Annotated in this window: 14 protein-coding genes and 1 pseudogene; 4 read left to right on the top strand and 11 right to left on the bottom strand. The window is 61.6% G+C overall.

Features of this window, described 5'->3' with window-relative positions:
* Positions 1–22: 22 nt before the first annotated feature.
* From ACR9YP_RS17440 to ACR9YP_RS17420, 5 genes are all read right to left on the bottom strand, one after another.
* Positions 23–790, bottom strand: a complete 768-nt coding sequence (locus tag ACR9YP_RS17440; protein ID WP_474220531.1) for an ABC transporter permease — start codon at positions 788–790, stop codon at positions 23–25.
* Positions 787–1572, bottom strand: a complete 786-nt coding sequence (locus ACR9YP_RS17435) for an ABC transporter permease (protein WP_474220530.1) — start codon at positions 1570–1572, stop codon at positions 787–789. Before ACR9YP_RS17435 ends, ACR9YP_RS17440 begins: the two co-directional genes overlap by 4 nt.
* Positions 1569–2414 carry an ABC transporter ATP-binding protein gene (locus ACR9YP_RS17430; protein WP_474220528.1) on the bottom strand — a complete coding sequence of 282 codons (846 nt, stop codon included), beginning with the start codon at positions 2412–2414 and terminating at the stop codon, positions 1569–1571. The genes ACR9YP_RS17435 and ACR9YP_RS17430 overlap by 4 nt, the downstream gene beginning before the upstream one ends.
* 123 nt (positions 2415–2537) lie before the next feature.
* Complete coding sequence (gene ilvD / locus ACR9YP_RS17425; protein ID WP_474220526.1) at positions 2538–4232, bottom strand: dihydroxy-acid dehydratase; 1695 nt, start codon at positions 4230–4232, stop codon at positions 2538–2540.
* Between the two features lie 78 nt (positions 4233–4310).
* Entirely contained in the window at positions 4311–5294 is a 984-nt protein-coding gene (locus ACR9YP_RS17420) for an ABC transporter substrate-binding protein (protein WP_474220524.1), read from the bottom strand.
* A gap of 178 nt (positions 5295–5472) precedes the next feature.
* Between ACR9YP_RS17420 and ACR9YP_RS17415 the strand changes: the two genes are divergently transcribed.
* Complete coding sequence (locus ACR9YP_RS17415) at positions 5473–6390, top strand: NAD(P)-dependent oxidoreductase (protein ID WP_474220523.1); 918 nt, start codon at positions 5473–5475, stop codon at positions 6388–6390.
* Positions 6391–6402: 12 nt separating this feature from the next.
* Here the strand turns inward: ACR9YP_RS17415 and ACR9YP_RS17410 are convergent, their stop codons facing one another.
* From ACR9YP_RS17410 to ACR9YP_RS17395, 4 genes are all read right to left on the bottom strand, one after another.
* On the bottom strand, positions 6403–6966 hold the full coding sequence (locus ACR9YP_RS17410; RefSeq protein WP_438106716.1) for a flavin reductase family protein: 564 nt from the start codon (positions 6964–6966) through the stop codon (positions 6403–6405).
* A gap of 9 nt (positions 6967–6975) precedes the next feature.
* The gene (locus ACR9YP_RS17405; protein WP_474220522.1) at positions 6976–8181 is read right to left on the bottom strand and encodes an acyl-CoA dehydrogenase family protein; all 1206 of its coding nucleotides are present in this window, start codon (positions 8179–8181) and stop codon (positions 6976–6978) included.
* A gap of 114 nt (positions 8182–8295) precedes the next feature.
* Entirely contained in the window at positions 8296–9567 is a 1272-nt protein-coding gene (locus ACR9YP_RS17400; protein ID WP_474221077.1) for a CaiB/BaiF CoA transferase family protein, read from the bottom strand.
* Between the two features lie 337 nt (positions 9568–9904).
* On the bottom strand, positions 9905–10204 hold the full coding sequence (locus ACR9YP_RS17395) for a hypothetical protein (RefSeq protein ID WP_474221076.1): 300 nt from the start codon (positions 10202–10204) through the stop codon (positions 9905–9907).
* 405 nt (positions 10205–10609) lie between these two features.
* Between ACR9YP_RS17395 and ACR9YP_RS17390 the strand changes: the two genes are divergently transcribed.
* Positions 10610–10954, top strand: a complete 345-nt coding sequence (locus ACR9YP_RS17390; RefSeq protein ID WP_474220521.1) for a response regulator — start codon at positions 10610–10612, stop codon at positions 10952–10954.
* 227 nt (positions 10955–11181) lie between these two features.
* Positions 11182–12714 (top strand): FAD-dependent monooxygenase, encoded by a 1533-nt coding sequence (locus ACR9YP_RS17385; RefSeq protein ID WP_474220520.1) that lies wholly within the window; start codon positions 11182–11184, stop codon positions 12712–12714.
* 186 nt (positions 12715–12900) lie between these two features.
* Here ACR9YP_RS17385 and ACR9YP_RS17380 read toward each other — a convergent pair.
* Positions 12901–13089: pseudogene (locus ACR9YP_RS17380) on the bottom strand (LysR substrate-binding domain-containing protein); the annotation flags it as partial.
* Between the two features lie 263 nt (positions 13090–13352).
* Here ACR9YP_RS17380 and ACR9YP_RS17375 point away from each other — a divergent pair.
* Entirely contained in the window at positions 13353–13751 is a 399-nt protein-coding gene (locus tag ACR9YP_RS17375) for an EF-hand domain-containing protein (protein ID WP_474220519.1), read from the top strand.
* Positions 13752–13825: 74 nt separating this feature from the next.
* On the opposite strand, the gene ACR9YP_RS17370 is transcribed toward ACR9YP_RS17375, so the two are convergent.
* Positions 13826–14233, bottom strand: coding sequence for a hypothetical protein (locus tag ACR9YP_RS17370; RefSeq protein WP_474220518.1), 408 nt, complete (start codon positions 14231–14233; stop codon positions 13826–13828).
* Positions 14234–14769: the final 536 nt, after the last annotated feature.

The raw sequence follows: 14769 nt of genomic DNA, 5'->3' as shown, positions 1-14769 counted from the left end.
CTTCAGAATTCTTATTTGTCTGTTACGCTTCGGGGAAGCCCCGGAGCAGATACGATCGCACGGCTCCAAGCAAGCCGTTCAGGATCAAACCCAGCAGCGAGATCGTGATCAACGGGACGAACATGTCCACAGCCTGAAAGGTTCGGGCCGCCGTCACGAGCGCATGACCCAATCCGTCCGTCGAGGTGATCATCTCGGCCAGAAACACCACGATGCAGGAAATGACAAGACCGATCCGGCAGCCGGTCAGGATCGACGGCAGGGCCGCCGGCAGCACGACCTTGAAGAGGATTTCATAGCGCGGCGTTCCCGCCGCCATGGCCGACCAGATCAGCTTCTGCTCCACGGTCGACGCACCGTAGTAGGTGGACAACAGAATTGGGAAGAGAGCATCGGCAGCCACCAATGTGATCTTCGACCCGTGGCCAAAGCCGAGCAGCAGCAGCAATGCTGGATAGAGGGCGACCTTGGGCAACGGCGCCAATACGCGCACGATCGGCCGAACCACGGCGTTGATCGCGGGATTGGCGGCGGCAGCGATGCCGATACTGACACCCAGTACGACCGCAATCGCGAACCCGGCAAACAGCCGGGTCAGGGTGGCCGTGATCTCCTGCTGAAACGTCCACGTCACGAGCTGCTGGAACAGCCGGCTGAAGACATAGCCCGGCGGCGGCAGCAGCGTCACAGGTGCAAGGCCTGTTGACACGAGGCCTTGCCAAACTGCGATCACCAGCACGATTGGTGCAAGCCCGAGAACGACGTTTGGGGAGAGAAGGCGCGACATCATGAGAAGCTCAGCGGCAGGTCGAACTGAGGCTCGGACCAGCGCACAAGGCGGGCACGAACCCTTTCGAAAATCGCGTCGAGGCAGATTCCCATTGCCCCCACGATGATGATCATCGCAAAGACGGTGTCATATTGGCCCATGTCGAGTGCGTTGAACAGGATGTTCCCGGCGCCGGACTGACGGGCGATCATCTCGCTTGTGATCATCGTGATCAGTGCCAACACCAATCCCGTGCGGCAGCCCGTCAGAATTTCCGGCAGTGCCGCGGGTAACACGATGCGCACCAGGCGTTGCGCCGGCGAGAGCCCCATCGCGGCGCCTGACCATACCATCTTCTCTTCGACCGCTTTGGCGCCTTCGAAGCTGTGATAAATCACGGGCAGGCTGACGCCGAGGAAGATCACCAACGTCTTCGTGATGTCGCCAACGCCCAGCCACAGCATGATGATCGGCATCAACGCCGCCTTCGGCACCGGGTAGATCACCATCAGAAGCGGATTGAAGAAGGCCGCGACCGCGGCGCTACGCCCCATTAAGAGACCGAGTGGAATCGAAACAAGCACCGCCACGCCAAACCCGATCGCCATGCGCCGGAGCGAGGCCAGAATGTTGATCAGGGATTCCTTATCGCCAAGAATATCCGGGATCGCCCGCATCGCCTCGATCGCCGTCGGAAAGCTGTCGTTCTTCAGCGCGAGTGACGCCACCTGCCACACCACCAGCAATCCGATACAGGCGAGCACCGGGGCAGCGCGCTTGACTATGGCAGCCGACGACATCATGCGGGCGCGCCGGCTGCGTCGCTCTCATCGAACATGTGCTCGATATCGACGACGTATTTCTGGTACCGTGGATCGAGCAACAGCTCGTTGCGACGGCGCGGCCGCGGCAGTTCAATGTCGATGACCTGCCGGATGCGGCCGGGCGATTTCGACATCATGACGACCTTGTCGGAGAGGAAGACAGCTTCGTCGACCGAGTGGGTGACGAATAGCACCGTCTTGCGATCACGCTCCCAGATGTTCAAGAGATCGTTCTGCAAGCGGGTCCGGGTATGCGCGTCGAGCGCACCGAACGGCTCGTCCATCAATAGAACTTCGGGATGGTAGGCGAGCGTTCGCGCCAGCGCGACGCGCTGCTTCATGCCACCCGACAGCTCCTTGGGATAGAAGTTCTCGTAGCCCTTGAGGCCCACCATTTCGATCAAGGCCCGGCTCTGCGCTTCAGCCTCGGCGGCGCGCACGCCTTGCTGGCGCGGACCATACATCACATTGCCGAGTACCGTTTTCCACGGAAACAGGGCAAACTCCTGAAACACGGGTCCGCGATCTGGACCAGGCCCCGTGATCGCCTGTCCCTTCATCTTCGCCGCGCCGCTGGTCGGGCTGACGAAGCCCCCGACGATGTAGAGCAGTGTCGACTTGCCACAGCCGGAGGGACCGAGGATTGAGACAAATGCGCCCTCGTCGATCGTGAGCGAGATGCTCGATAACGCCACATGATCCTTCCGCGCCGAGGTTTGAAAAACCTGCGAGACGCGGTCGATCTGAATGATCGCAGAAGCCCGGTTTTGTGACATCACCGGTTTCACCCATTCACTCGATCTCGAAGGCACCGCCGTCATCCCGTCGCTCGCCTCACTTGCGCGTAAACATTACTCGACGAACCTGCCGAACGTTCACCTTCAGCGGCACGAGCTTAGCAAGAAACCTGCCAGACAGAGATCGTTTTCGCACCCGGCTGTGCGTCATTCGAACCAGGGCCATTCCGCCGGCCCTTCATGCGTGACAGCTCCACCCGGTGCCTGGCCGACCAACCGCGCATATTTCGCCAGCGCGCCGGCTCGATGACGCGGCGGCCGAGGCTTCCAATCGCGTCGGCGCGCCGCAAGTTCCTGCTCGTCGACCAGCAGATCCATCCGCCGGTTTGCGGCATCAATCCGGATCCTATCGCCGTCACGAACAAGCGCCAGGGGACCGCCAACAAACGCCTCAGGAGAGACGTAGCCGATGCACATGCCCCGGGTCGCGCCAGAAAACCGTCCGTCGGTGATCAGGGCCACTTTCTCGCCCATGCCTTGCCCGTAGATCAGCGCGGTGACCCCAAGCATCTCGCGCATGCCGGGGCCACCAACCGGCCCTTCATTGCGGATCACCAGCACCTCGCCCGCCTTGTAACTGCGGTCACGAACCGCTTTGACGCAAGCCTCCTCGTCTTCAAAAACACGCGCCAGGCCCTCGAAGAATTGGTTCTTTAATCCCGCAACCTTGATCACCGCGCCGTCGGGACAAAGATTGCCTTTCAGCACCGCCACGCCGCCATCGGGCATGATCGGCGCGCGGGCCGCGTAAACGACCTCACCATCGGGCGCGTTGGCTGCACCATATTCTTCGGCAAGCGTGCGGCCCGTGATGGTGATGCAGCTGCCATCGATATGCCCGCTCTGGATCAGTTCGCGGATCACCACGGCGGCGCCGCCGATATCGTAGACATCCTTCGCCGTGTATTTGCCTCCGGGCCGCAGATTCCCGATCAGCGGTGTCCTGGAAAAGATCTCGCCGACGTCATCGATGGTGAACGCGATGCCCGCCTCGTTCGCGATCGCCGGCAGATGCAGAGCGGCATTGGTCGAACCGCCCGTCGCAGCGACAAGCGCGGCGCCATTCTCCAGGGACTTTCGCGTCACGATGTCGCGCGGCAGTGGCCCGCCGCGTTCCAGCATCTCCATGATCAGGCGTCCAGCGCGTCGCGAGATCTGCGCGCGCTCGGCGTAGACACCGGGCACCATCGAGACGTTGGGGATGGTGAGGCCCATCGCCTCCGACACCATGCCCATCGTATTCGCAGTGAACTGGCCGGCGCACGCACCGATCGTCGGCAGGCAGGCACGCTCGATCCGCTCGAGCGTGGTGCCGTCGATCTCACCGGTCATGAAGCTGCCGACAGCCTCATAGGAGTCGAGCACCGTCAGGGTCCGCCCGTCCACGCGGCCCGGCAGCGAGCTGCCGCCGTAGATGAAAATGGATGGCACGTTGCAGCGAACCATGCCCATGATCACGCCGGGAAGCGTCTTGTCGCACCCGCCATATCCGATCAGGGCATCGTAAGCCAGACCATGGACGACCGCTTCGATGGAGTCGGCGATCAGCTCGCGCGAAAACAGGGAGAACTTCATCCCCTCATGATTCATGCTGATGCCGTCGGAAACCGACACTGTGGAGAATTCCCGCGGTGTGCCACCGGCCTCCTCGATTCCGGTCTTGGCCGCGGCGACCTGAAAGTCGTGGGTCATATTGCAGGGCGTCTGCTCGCCCTTCATGCTGACGACGCCGACCATCGGCTTGGCGATCGCGGCGTCGTCGAGACCCATTGCGCGCATGAACGCACGATGCGGGGCTCGATCGAGACCGTCTGTGGTGACCCGTGATCGCAACTTCTTCATACGTGCATCTTCTTCATGCTGCGTCCCGGATGATCCGGGACGCCACGATCCCCCTCTTCGGACAATTCGCCCGCTCGCTTATTGCAGCGGAGCGACGATCGTCGGATGCTTGAACTGTGCGACATCCAGTTTCGGCAGCATTCCTGTCTCTGCATAGATGTCCAGCATCTTCTGGATCGCGGGGAAGTTCGGTGCCGCACCTGGATCGCGGCCGAAATCGTTGTCCTTGAGCAGATATGTTTCGAGCACTGGAACGGGCGCTTTCAGCACCTCGGACACGACCTTCAGGGTCTCTTCGCGGTTTGCCAGCGCCTTCTTCATGCCCGACGTGATGTCGCGGACATAGGCCTTGACCAGTTCCGGGTTCTTGTCGACGAAATCGGCGCGGCAGGCTTCGAGGATGTGCACGATATTCGGCATGGCCTGCGACAGCGAGAACAGCTTTCGGGTGCCACCCTTTGCTTCTGCGCGCGCGGCAAAGGGCTGATTCATGTTGACCGCATCGACGCGGCCCTGCCGGAGCGCGTCTTCGGAGACGGCAAAGCCGACCTCGACCAGCTTGATGTCCTTGGCCGGATCGACGCCATTCTGCTTCAGGAGCAGGTTGAATGGCCCCTGCGTGCCGCCGCCGATCACGGAAATGCCGACCGTCTTGCCCTTGAGATCGGCGATCGTCTTGATCGGCGAGTCACTCATGACAGCCCAATAGACCGAGAAGCCGCCGGGCTTCTCGAAGACGTGCTGCGCCACGATATAGGCCTTGAGATTGCCGCCGACCACGCCATTGGCGAGCGACAGCGGCGCCTGTGTCGCGCAATCCAGCGCCCCGGCTGCAAGTGCCTGCGTCATCGGCGCGGTGCCCTGAAACTGGGTCCATTCGATGTTGTAGGCCTTGCCGAGGTTGGGAAACTCAGCCGGGCGGCGCATCATCCAGTACTTGGATTCTTCGGCCGGGATCGTCCAACCGACGCGGATGGTCTGCTGCGCCCGCAACGGGCCTGAGCCCGCGATCACGGCCGCAACCGCGCTCAATGCCAGGATCCACCTCGAAACGGTTCGCATCTTGCCCACTCCGCTGCTCCGGCGCCCGACGGGCGCCACCCAACCCGACCGGTCCAAATGTTTCATGGTTCAAACAATCAGGCAAGCCATGCATGCGCCACGGTGTCACTGAGCGAAGCGCCATGTAAGGTAAGCTCGCAGTCGCACGGCGTTGCGCTGCGACAGACGGAGGCAACCTATGGCTGATGCAAGCAGGACAAACCCGCAGAGGGTCGAGAGGCTCGGCTATATCGGCCTTGGACTCATGGGGGCGCCCATGACCCGGCGTCTGCTCAAAGCCGGCCATCAGGTCACCATTTGGAACCGATCGCAGGACAAGATGGCTCCGCTGGTCGAGGCCGGCGCAAGCCGCGCAGCCACACCCCGCGACGTGATGGCGAGCTCGGAGATCGTCTTCATGTGCGTGACGGACGCCGCCGCCGTCGAAGAGGTGATCTTCGGACGCGAAGGTCTTTCGTCGGCTCCGGGCGCCGGGAAACTTGTCGTCGACTTCTCGTCGATTCATCCTGACGCCGCACGCAACCTTGCAACGCGACTGAAAGACGCGAACGGTACCGGCTGGATCGATGCGCCAGTGTCCGGGGGCACGAAGGGCGCTGAGGAAGGCACCCTTGCGATCATGGCTGGCGGAGAAGCGGCCGATATCGAGAGGGTACGGCCCTATGTGCTGGCCATGGCGCGCAGGTTCACTCAAATGGGCCCGATCGGCGCCGGCCAGACCACAAAGCTCTGCAATCAGGTGATCGTCGGATGCGCGATGGCCGTCCTCGCGGAAGCAACACGTCTTGCCGTGAACGCCGGAATTGACGCCAACCGATTGCCCGAAGCACTCGCCGGCGGCTTCGCGGATTCCATCCCACTCCAGCTCTTCGTGCCGCGGATGGTTCAGGGCATTCACACCCCGCCGCTCGGGCACATCGCCACAATGCTCAAGGACCTCGATACGGTCGCCGATGTCGCACAGGCGACGTCCACGCCGGTGCCGATGGCCTCGCTTGCGGGGCAACTTTTCAGGCTGGCCAAGTTAGCGCGAGGCGCGGAAGCCGACGCGCTGGAGATCTACAAGCTTTCAGCGTCGGAGCGTCAAGCTGTCTAGGATGGCAGCGAGTTACGGCGCCTTGTTGCGCTCATCGTCGGCCAGAAAGCGACCGAACGTCCCGTGCGCGAAGAGCAGCGGCTCCTTCACATTGTAGGTATAAGCCTCGACTGCGCCGAGAAAGATCACGTGGTCGCCGCCATAGTAGCGATTGACGGAGCGGCATTGGAAATTGGCGACGCTGTCTGCCAGCACCGGCGCACCGCCAAGCCCCGGCGCCCAATCGACGCCGGTGAACTTGTCGTCGGACGGTTTTGCGAATTTGTTCGCGAGTGCCTGTTGCGAAACGCCAAGCACGTTGACCGTGAAATGACTGGCGTTCTGGAATACGGTCAGACTGGAGGAATAGACAACGAGGCTCCACAGAACCAGCGGAGGATTCAGCGAGACCGAGGCGAACGAATTGCACGTCAGACCATACGGCTTGCCATCAGGAGCCGCGGCCGTGATGATCGTTACGCCCGTTGCGTAGGTGCCGAGCGCGTTGCGGAAATCGCGAGGATCGATCGACGAGCTGTCGCTCGCGAATTCGTTGGCTGGATCGGGAACGGCCGGCTGCTTCGGCAGATCATTCATCGGCCGGCCTCACAGCGTGAGATTCTCGGACGGCAGGCCCAGCGCCACGCGTCCATAATTGGTCCCCGCCGCGTCGAAATTGAACGCGAGATGCGAGTTGATCGCGTGCGCATCGCGGAACTGCCGCTGCAGCACGCCCGTCGTGAACAGGCCGCGCGCTCCGCTCGCGGCAAACAGCATGGAGACCGCTTCGGTGCACAGATTCACCGAAAAGGCTCCATCGCGCCGATATCTGGTTTTGGTCGCCATATCGGGAATACGACCGCACCGAGCGTTCTCCATCGCATCCAGGCAGGCTGAGCGCATGATCAGGCGCGCCGCATCGATCTTCGCCGAGGCCTCCGCGATCTTGATCTGCGTGCTTTGAAAGTCGCTCAGCTTGGCACGGTTGTAGGTCGAGATGCGATGACGCGCGACCTCGGTATAATCGTCGAGGCACGCCTGCGCGTTTCCCAGCGCGACTCCGGAGAGGACGTAAGGAAACAGCGAGAACACAGGGAGCGCATATAGCGGATTCGGATTGACCTTGCTTCCCGGCGTTGGGCCCCCGGCGAGATCGCCGACGGCGACCGTCATATAATCAGGCACAAAGGCGTCCCTGACCTCCACGTCGCAAGATCCCGTCCCGCGCAATCCCGCGACATTCCAGGTGTCGAGGACATTATAGTCGCCTTTCGGCAGCAAAAAGATCCGATACGCGATGCCGTCGGCTTCGTCGTCGGAGTAAACAACGCTTGCAAGCATATTCCATTCGCAGGAGGCGACGCCCGAGGAGAACGGCCAGCTACCATGCAGCCGATATCCACCCGCGACCCTCGTGGCGCGTCCGGCCGGAAAAATGAACGAGGACGCAATCAACACGTCCGGATCGCCATCCCAGACCAGGTCCTGCGCCTTCTGCTCGAACATGCCGAGCATCCAATGATGGCTCGCCAGGTTGGCGAGGTTCCAAGCCACCGAGGCATCCGCCGATCCAAGCAGTTCTGCGCAGTCGATCAGGGCAACATAGTCAAGCTCCGCGCCGCCTATCCGTCTCGGTTGGAGCATCCGGAACAGGCCGGCGTCGTGAAGATCCTTTTCAGTCTCCGGCGGAAGATGCCGTAGCTCCTCCGTCCGCGCCGCCCGCTCTCGCAGCCGTGGGAGGAGCGCCCGGGCCTTCGCGATCATTGCCGCATAGGCGCGTTCACCGGCTTCCAGTCCAGCGGGCTCGCTCATGCTCGGCTCTCGACCAGGCGCCATTCGTATCCCTCGCTTTTGCACAGTTATGCGGCCGGACCTTCGCCAAATCAAGTCGAGGCCACGGTCGCAGTGCGGTCGCGTGGTACCTGCCTAGCTCAAATCGGCCGAAGGCTTGGCCGATCCAAAGGCGCCCTTTTCGGCGAACTCCGCGATGCGACGTTCGTCGTAGCCGAGCGTATCGTGCAGGACTTGCTTCGTATGCTCACCCAGCAGCGGAGCAGCCACGGGATCAATGGCCCCAGTCAGGCTCATCGCAATTGGCGGCTCGATGTTGGGGACCCATTCTGCTGTACGATGCGGAATCCGGCTCAAGCGGTGGCGCTCGCGCGCTTCCGGCGCATTGAACCCCTCCTCCACCGTCCGGAGATAGCCGACCGGGATATTGGCCAGCTTCATCTTTGCCATCCAGTTCTCGAGGGTATCGCTTGCAAAGACCTCGGCGATAGCTGCCCGCAGGAGCTCCTTGTTCTCGGAGCGCGCTTTCCGCGTCGCAAATTTCGGATCGGTGATCAGATCGGGCTGGTCGAGCACCTCGACCACGAGCCGGCGATAAAGCCGGTCGTTGGCGCAAGCCATGTACAGCGGCCCATCGGACGCCTCGTAGACGCCCACGGTGGGAGATCCGCTCGGCGAATTGCCAAACCGGCCGGGATTCTCGCCGTTGATCAGATAGGCCATGCCGTAGAAACCGGTCATCCCCATCGCAATGTCGAACAGAGCGACCTCGACATGCTGCCCGCGACCGAGCCGGTCCCGCGCCAGTAATGCCAGCAGGATGGCGTTGCAGGCAGACATTCCCGTGGCCATATCCACGATCGGCGGACCGGTACGGACCGCCGGGCCGTCGGCAAACCCGTTGAGCGACATGAAGCCGCTTTCCGCCTGCGTGATGGGATCGAAGCCTGGACGCGCAGCGAACGGTCCGGTGCGCCCATAGGCGGAGATCGAGCAATAGACCAGCCGTGGATTTAGCGAAGCGACAAACTCATAATCGAGGCCGAATTTCTTCATGACCCCGCTGGAAAAATTTTCGACGACAACGTCTGCATTGCGGATCAGGTCGAGCGCGATCTCGCGAGCCTCCGGCACGGTAAGGTCGAGCACGATGCCGCGCTTGTTGCGGTTAAGGCTGAGATAGGCGGCACTCTCTCCACCGATTTCGGCGTGCTCATAGGCTCGTGTGTCGTCGCCGCCGTCAGGGTTTTCAATCTTGATGACTTGCGCGCCGAAATCAGCAAGCGTCTGTGTGCAGGCCGGCCCAGCGACGACACGCGTAAAATCGACGACCAGCAGACCATCGAGTGCAGTTGGCCCTCCCCTCGCCCGCGACGCACGTTCCGGCAACTGAGGCTTGGTAGGCATTGATAGCGCTCCTTTACATCGGCTTATAGCCGCCGAATTTCCTGCAAGATCGAACTTAAAGCCCGGCGCCACCGACTTCGCAAGTGTTTCACCTGCTCGGCCTGAGAACGCAAAAAAGGCCTGGCGGCCATCGGGCTGCCGGGCCTCTCGACATACTGCACATATAGGCTGCGCCACATCGGACTATTCGACGTTACAGGCCGCATTCCGCATCACGGGAAACGCCGCTCACCGCCCATCTCAGCCACTTTCGCCAGTAAAGCGTATGCGGCCAGGCCCAGGGCATCTCGGGCTCAACCTCGATCCGTCGTACGGCGACGTTGCCGCCGAGGAATCCTCACTTACCCAACACGACCTGGACGCCTAACAAGACGGCCCCCATCAGGCCGGTGGCGATTACCGTGATGACAGCCTTCAACGTATACCGCTGCGCCTGGTCCACGCTTTTCCGCCATCGCCGCAGGTGTTGGAAGTCCGCCCTGAGCTCTTTCCGATCGTCATCCTCGATTCCAAAAGAAGCCAGCGCCGACGCCACTGCCTTCGATACGATCGCATCGATGCTCTCTTGCTGGAGTCTGTGCTGCTCAGCCAGCGTCTCGGCAACAATGGCCTTGATTTCCTCGTCCACCATCTTCACCGCTTGATGATCCTTGCAGCGTTCTCGAAGCCGCGTTTGACGAGGTAGGGGACCACGAGATTGGCCGTGATTCCTGCCAGAGCATCCGTGGATGCCAAAGCCGAGGACTTTGTCCCAGACCAGGAGTTTTGCAAGATGTAGTGCCGCGCGATAGACCATCAGCTTGTCCGGCTTTTACGAGTGCCCGATCTCGGCTGCTGGAGATCGCAGCGGCGTGAGCAAGGAGCGCAGCGCCGCGCGGGCCAGCACGTTCGCGCGTCCAAGGCCGGCTACTGTGCGGACGGGCGGCACATGCGCCCGGGGTTTTGCCCGTCGTGTCAAACGTCTGAAAATGCGACCAGAGCTTGCCGGGAACCTACCTGACGAGAGGCGCGTTTAGTCCTTCTTGGAAGGAACGTTCGTTCGATGAGTTACACTGTCCTGGTTGTTGACGACGACCCCGCCGTCCTCGACGTGATCGTCGGCATGCTGGAAGATCTTGGCTGCCAGGTGATCAGTGCCCAAAACGGTCCGAATGCGCTCGATCAGCTCAACGAGAACCAGGACATCTCCATCCTGATCACGGACATCAATATGCCGGACATGGATGGCCATGAACTGGCCGAGTTAGCCAAACGAGTCCGCCCCGAGTTGAAGGTGCTTCAGCTGTCCGGTCGCGAACCCCGGCGCGGCGGCCTTCCGATGATCAGGAAGCCGTTCTCGTTCGAGGAACTCGCCGACATCATGCAGCGGACCGCCGGCATTTGCTGACCATCATGCCCAAAAGAAAACCCGCAGCGGATTGCTCCCGCGCGGGCTGAACCAAACTCTTTCGATGATGCCATTCTGCCAGTGTTTTGCCCGACGTGTCAACGCGGCAAACGCGGAGCGGCAAGCCCTTCCTCCCAGCTAGATATGTGGTGTGCGAGGGGCTTGCTTCAAGTCCCCGTCCCTGCCGTAGAACCCGTGGCCCAGCCAACACATCGAGGGGTCACGCCATGCCTGTATTGCTTCCAAGGTCCCGTTCCCAGCAGCAGGCGCATCGCGCCGGCGCGAGGACCGCGGCGATGACTGATCATGCCGCGGTGATCGCCGGCGCTGGCCCGACCGGCTTGATGCTGGCTGCGGAGCTCGCACTCGCCCATGTCAACGTCGCTGTGGTCGAGCGGCGCGCGAACCAGGAGCTGGTTGAGACCCGCGCCGGCGGATTGCACGCCCGCACCCTCGAGATCTTCGATCAGCGCGGCGTCGCCGACCGCTTTCTGCGCGAGGGCCAGATTACCCAGCTCGCCGGCTTCGCGTGGACGCGGCTCGACATCAGCGACCTCCCCACCCGGCACGCTTACGGCCTTGCGCTGCGGCAGAGCCACATCGAGCGCATCCTGGCCGGCTGGGTCGAGGAACTCGCAGTTCCGATCTATCGCAATGCCGAGGTAACGGCTTTTGCGCAGGATGAGACCGGCATCGATATCGCGTTGTCCGGCGGCGAGACGCTACGCGCAAACTATCTCGTTGGCTGCGACGGCGGTCGCAGCCTAGTGCGCAAAGCCGCCGGCATCGAGTTCGCCGGTTCCGATCCGACGCTCAGCAATCTCATGGCCGAGGTCGAGATGCGCGAGGCGCCCGCTTTCGGCCTGCGTCACGACGCAATCGGCTTTCACGGCCTCAGCAAGACCGAGCGCGGACGCGTGCTGGTCGTCGTGACGGAAGCAACGCTCGAGCGCACCGGCGAGCCCACATTGCGCGATCTCAGCGACGCCCTCATCGCGGTCTACGGCACCGACTTCGGCCTCAACAATCCCGCCTGGATCTCCCGCTTCACCGATGCGGCACGGCAGGCCGTGTCCTATCGCAAGGGGAGCGTGTTGCTCGCCGGCGATGCCGCGCATATCCATCACTCCGTCGGCGGACAAGGTCTCAACACCGGCGTGCAGGACGCCGTCAATCTCGGCTGGAAGCTGGCGCAGGTGGTAAATCGCATCTCGCCGGACAGCCTGCTCGATACCTACCATTCCGAGCGCCATCCCGTCGCGGCACGCGTCCTGCAAAACACCATGGCGCAAATCGCCCTGCTCCGCCGCGGCGACGATGGCCTCAAGGCCGCGCGCGACGTCGTCTCCGAGCTGCTCGCCATGGACCAGCCGCGCCAGCGCGTTGGCGCAATGATGAGCGGGCTCGACATCCGCTATGATCTCGGCGAAGGGCATGCGCTGCTCGGACGGCGTATGCCGGATCTCGATCTGACGGTCGAAAGGCAGCCACTAAGACTGTTCACGCTACTGCACGGCGCGCGGGGCCTGCTGCTCAATTTTGAGAAGGCAGATGTTCTCGACATCACGCCATGGGCGGGGCGCGTCGAAGCGGTCGATGCTGCCTACGACGGCACATGGGAGCTTCCGGCCATCGGACAGATCGCCGCGCCCAAGGCCGTGCTCGTGCGGCCCGATGGACATGTGGCCTGGGTGGAAGACGATAGCCAACGCGGACTTGCGGAGGCGCTGACGACCTGGTTCGGGCCGCCTGCTGCGTAGTGTTACGAACGTCTCACTCGCCGCCGAGACAAACAAAGCCCGCGGCATCCCCCACGCCTGATCCGAACTCCTTCACTGATGCCATTCTGCCAAGTCTTTTGCCCGTCGCTTCAAATTCGAAACGGCCGCGGCCCGTGACAGACGGCAGGTTCAGCCGGGAGCCGCCGCTCCAACCCGCAAACGGCGTAACTCGCCCATGCGAATCGCCACATCGAACGGCTCGGCCACCAGATCGACACGCCGCAGCGTAAGATCGAACTCGAAGCTGATCTCGGGATAGCGCCGGGAGAACTCCGCCAATTGGGACGCAAGATAAGTCGTGGCGAGATCCACAGGCAGAGAAACGCGCAAGACGCCGCTCGGGTGGGCAAGCATCTCGCGCCGCAACTGCGCCTTTTCAAGGGAATCGGCCTTTTTTGCGGACCGTCGCGCCGATCAGTCCGAGGCCCGCCTTTAACCCGAAACGGTCCTGCATGCGGTTGTAGTGCATGCGGTCTCCGTCTGGCTCTTCCAGCTGAAGCCTACGATCTTAGTAGTCGATCAGAATGGCGGCTGCGTTGGGGGAAAGCCGAGCAGGAGGATCAATATCACTCGCGCGGAATTAATGGGACGGGCCACACATCTCCGAGGAGGTTCGAATGTACTCGCGCGTTCTGGGACTCACGATATCTACCCTCATTCTGGCGTATTGCAATGCGGGCGCGATCGCACAGGACCGAATGACACCCCAGCCAGATCAGCAACAAATGCAATCTCATTCCATGGGCCGGGAAAGCCCGAGCACGATAGGGCAAGGTGGCATGAACGACATGATGGGAGGACATATGATGGGGCGTGGCATGATGGGTGGGAGCGCCATGGGACCTCCTTTTATGATGCGTATGATGTTCGCTCTGATGGACGCCGATGGCGATGGGACCATCTCACTGCAAGAGTTTCAGGCAGCTCACGAACGAATTTTCAAGGCGATGGACAGCAATAAGGATGGCAAGCTTACCCTGGAGGAGATGCAAGCTTTTATACATCGGACCAGGTAATTGGCTCGGCGTGGATGGCGCGTCGTAGCGCGCGCCATCCGCTCCTACGATCGGTCTCTTACGAGGAGCCAGCCTTACGCCTTCAGGTCCGTGATCCGCATAATCGCGACCACATTGCCATCGTTGAACGCCTGTTCTTTTGTATCCCTGTTGCAAGTCCAGACAAAATTCTTTTTGCCCGTAAAGGTCTTTCCGTCCTGCTCGAGCCGAAGCTCGCCTTCGGTGATATGGCAGACCATGGCATTCATCATCGGGGGTCCCATGGTCTTCGATCCCGGCTGCATAATGATATCGCGCATTGAGACGGCCTTAAAACCTGGGATCAGGGATGGTGTCTCGCCTTCATATTCACGCACTACAACACCTGCCCAAGGCGTCGTATCCTTGTAGCCTGTGGTTTGAGCGGCGGCTGGCTTCACTATGGCAGCCGAAGCCGCTGCCAGCCCGATTCCCAGTGCTGACCTTCGATCGATCTTGGTCATCGCTTTTCTCCCAACATAACCTAACGACCGCTGCAAAGCGGCGCGCAAAGTTTGTGGCTAAGGTGGTACGAAACCGAAAAAAGGATCGGTCGCTAAGAGATCCTGCCTGCCGATAGCACCAGCGCTGCTCGTTCGCCCTCGACGGTGATTTCGGCACATCCCGCTTCAAGGGCAGCGACATTCTACGCCTGCAGACAGATCCGGGAAACAGATAGGTTGCACGATAGGATTGTCAGGCGGTTCGAGGCAGGGAAACTGCGACCCTGAGGACTGTCCGGAGCCCTCTGAGACATACCGAGAGGGCCGATCCGCTTTGCGCCCAAGAGCTGCCGTTCCCGCAAATTCGCATTTGCCCAAAGCGCTCGGTTGCTGACGAGTGCGAGGACCTTTCATCGACTCGGCCGGCGGTAGTTAGTGGATTGCCCATGGGTTGCAGGCATTTGCTGATCACCACCAATTTCGCGTTTGGGTCGTCTTAGGGTGTGGTCAGCCTTCTTAGATTGAATATAGGCTTGAGTTGCAGAGTGTTAGCCACT

The organism is Bradyrhizobium sp. BR14999, from assembly GCF_056106085.1.
The sequence above is the reverse complement of the archived record's forward strand: the minus strand, read 5'-3'. Positions and strand labels throughout refer to the sequence as shown.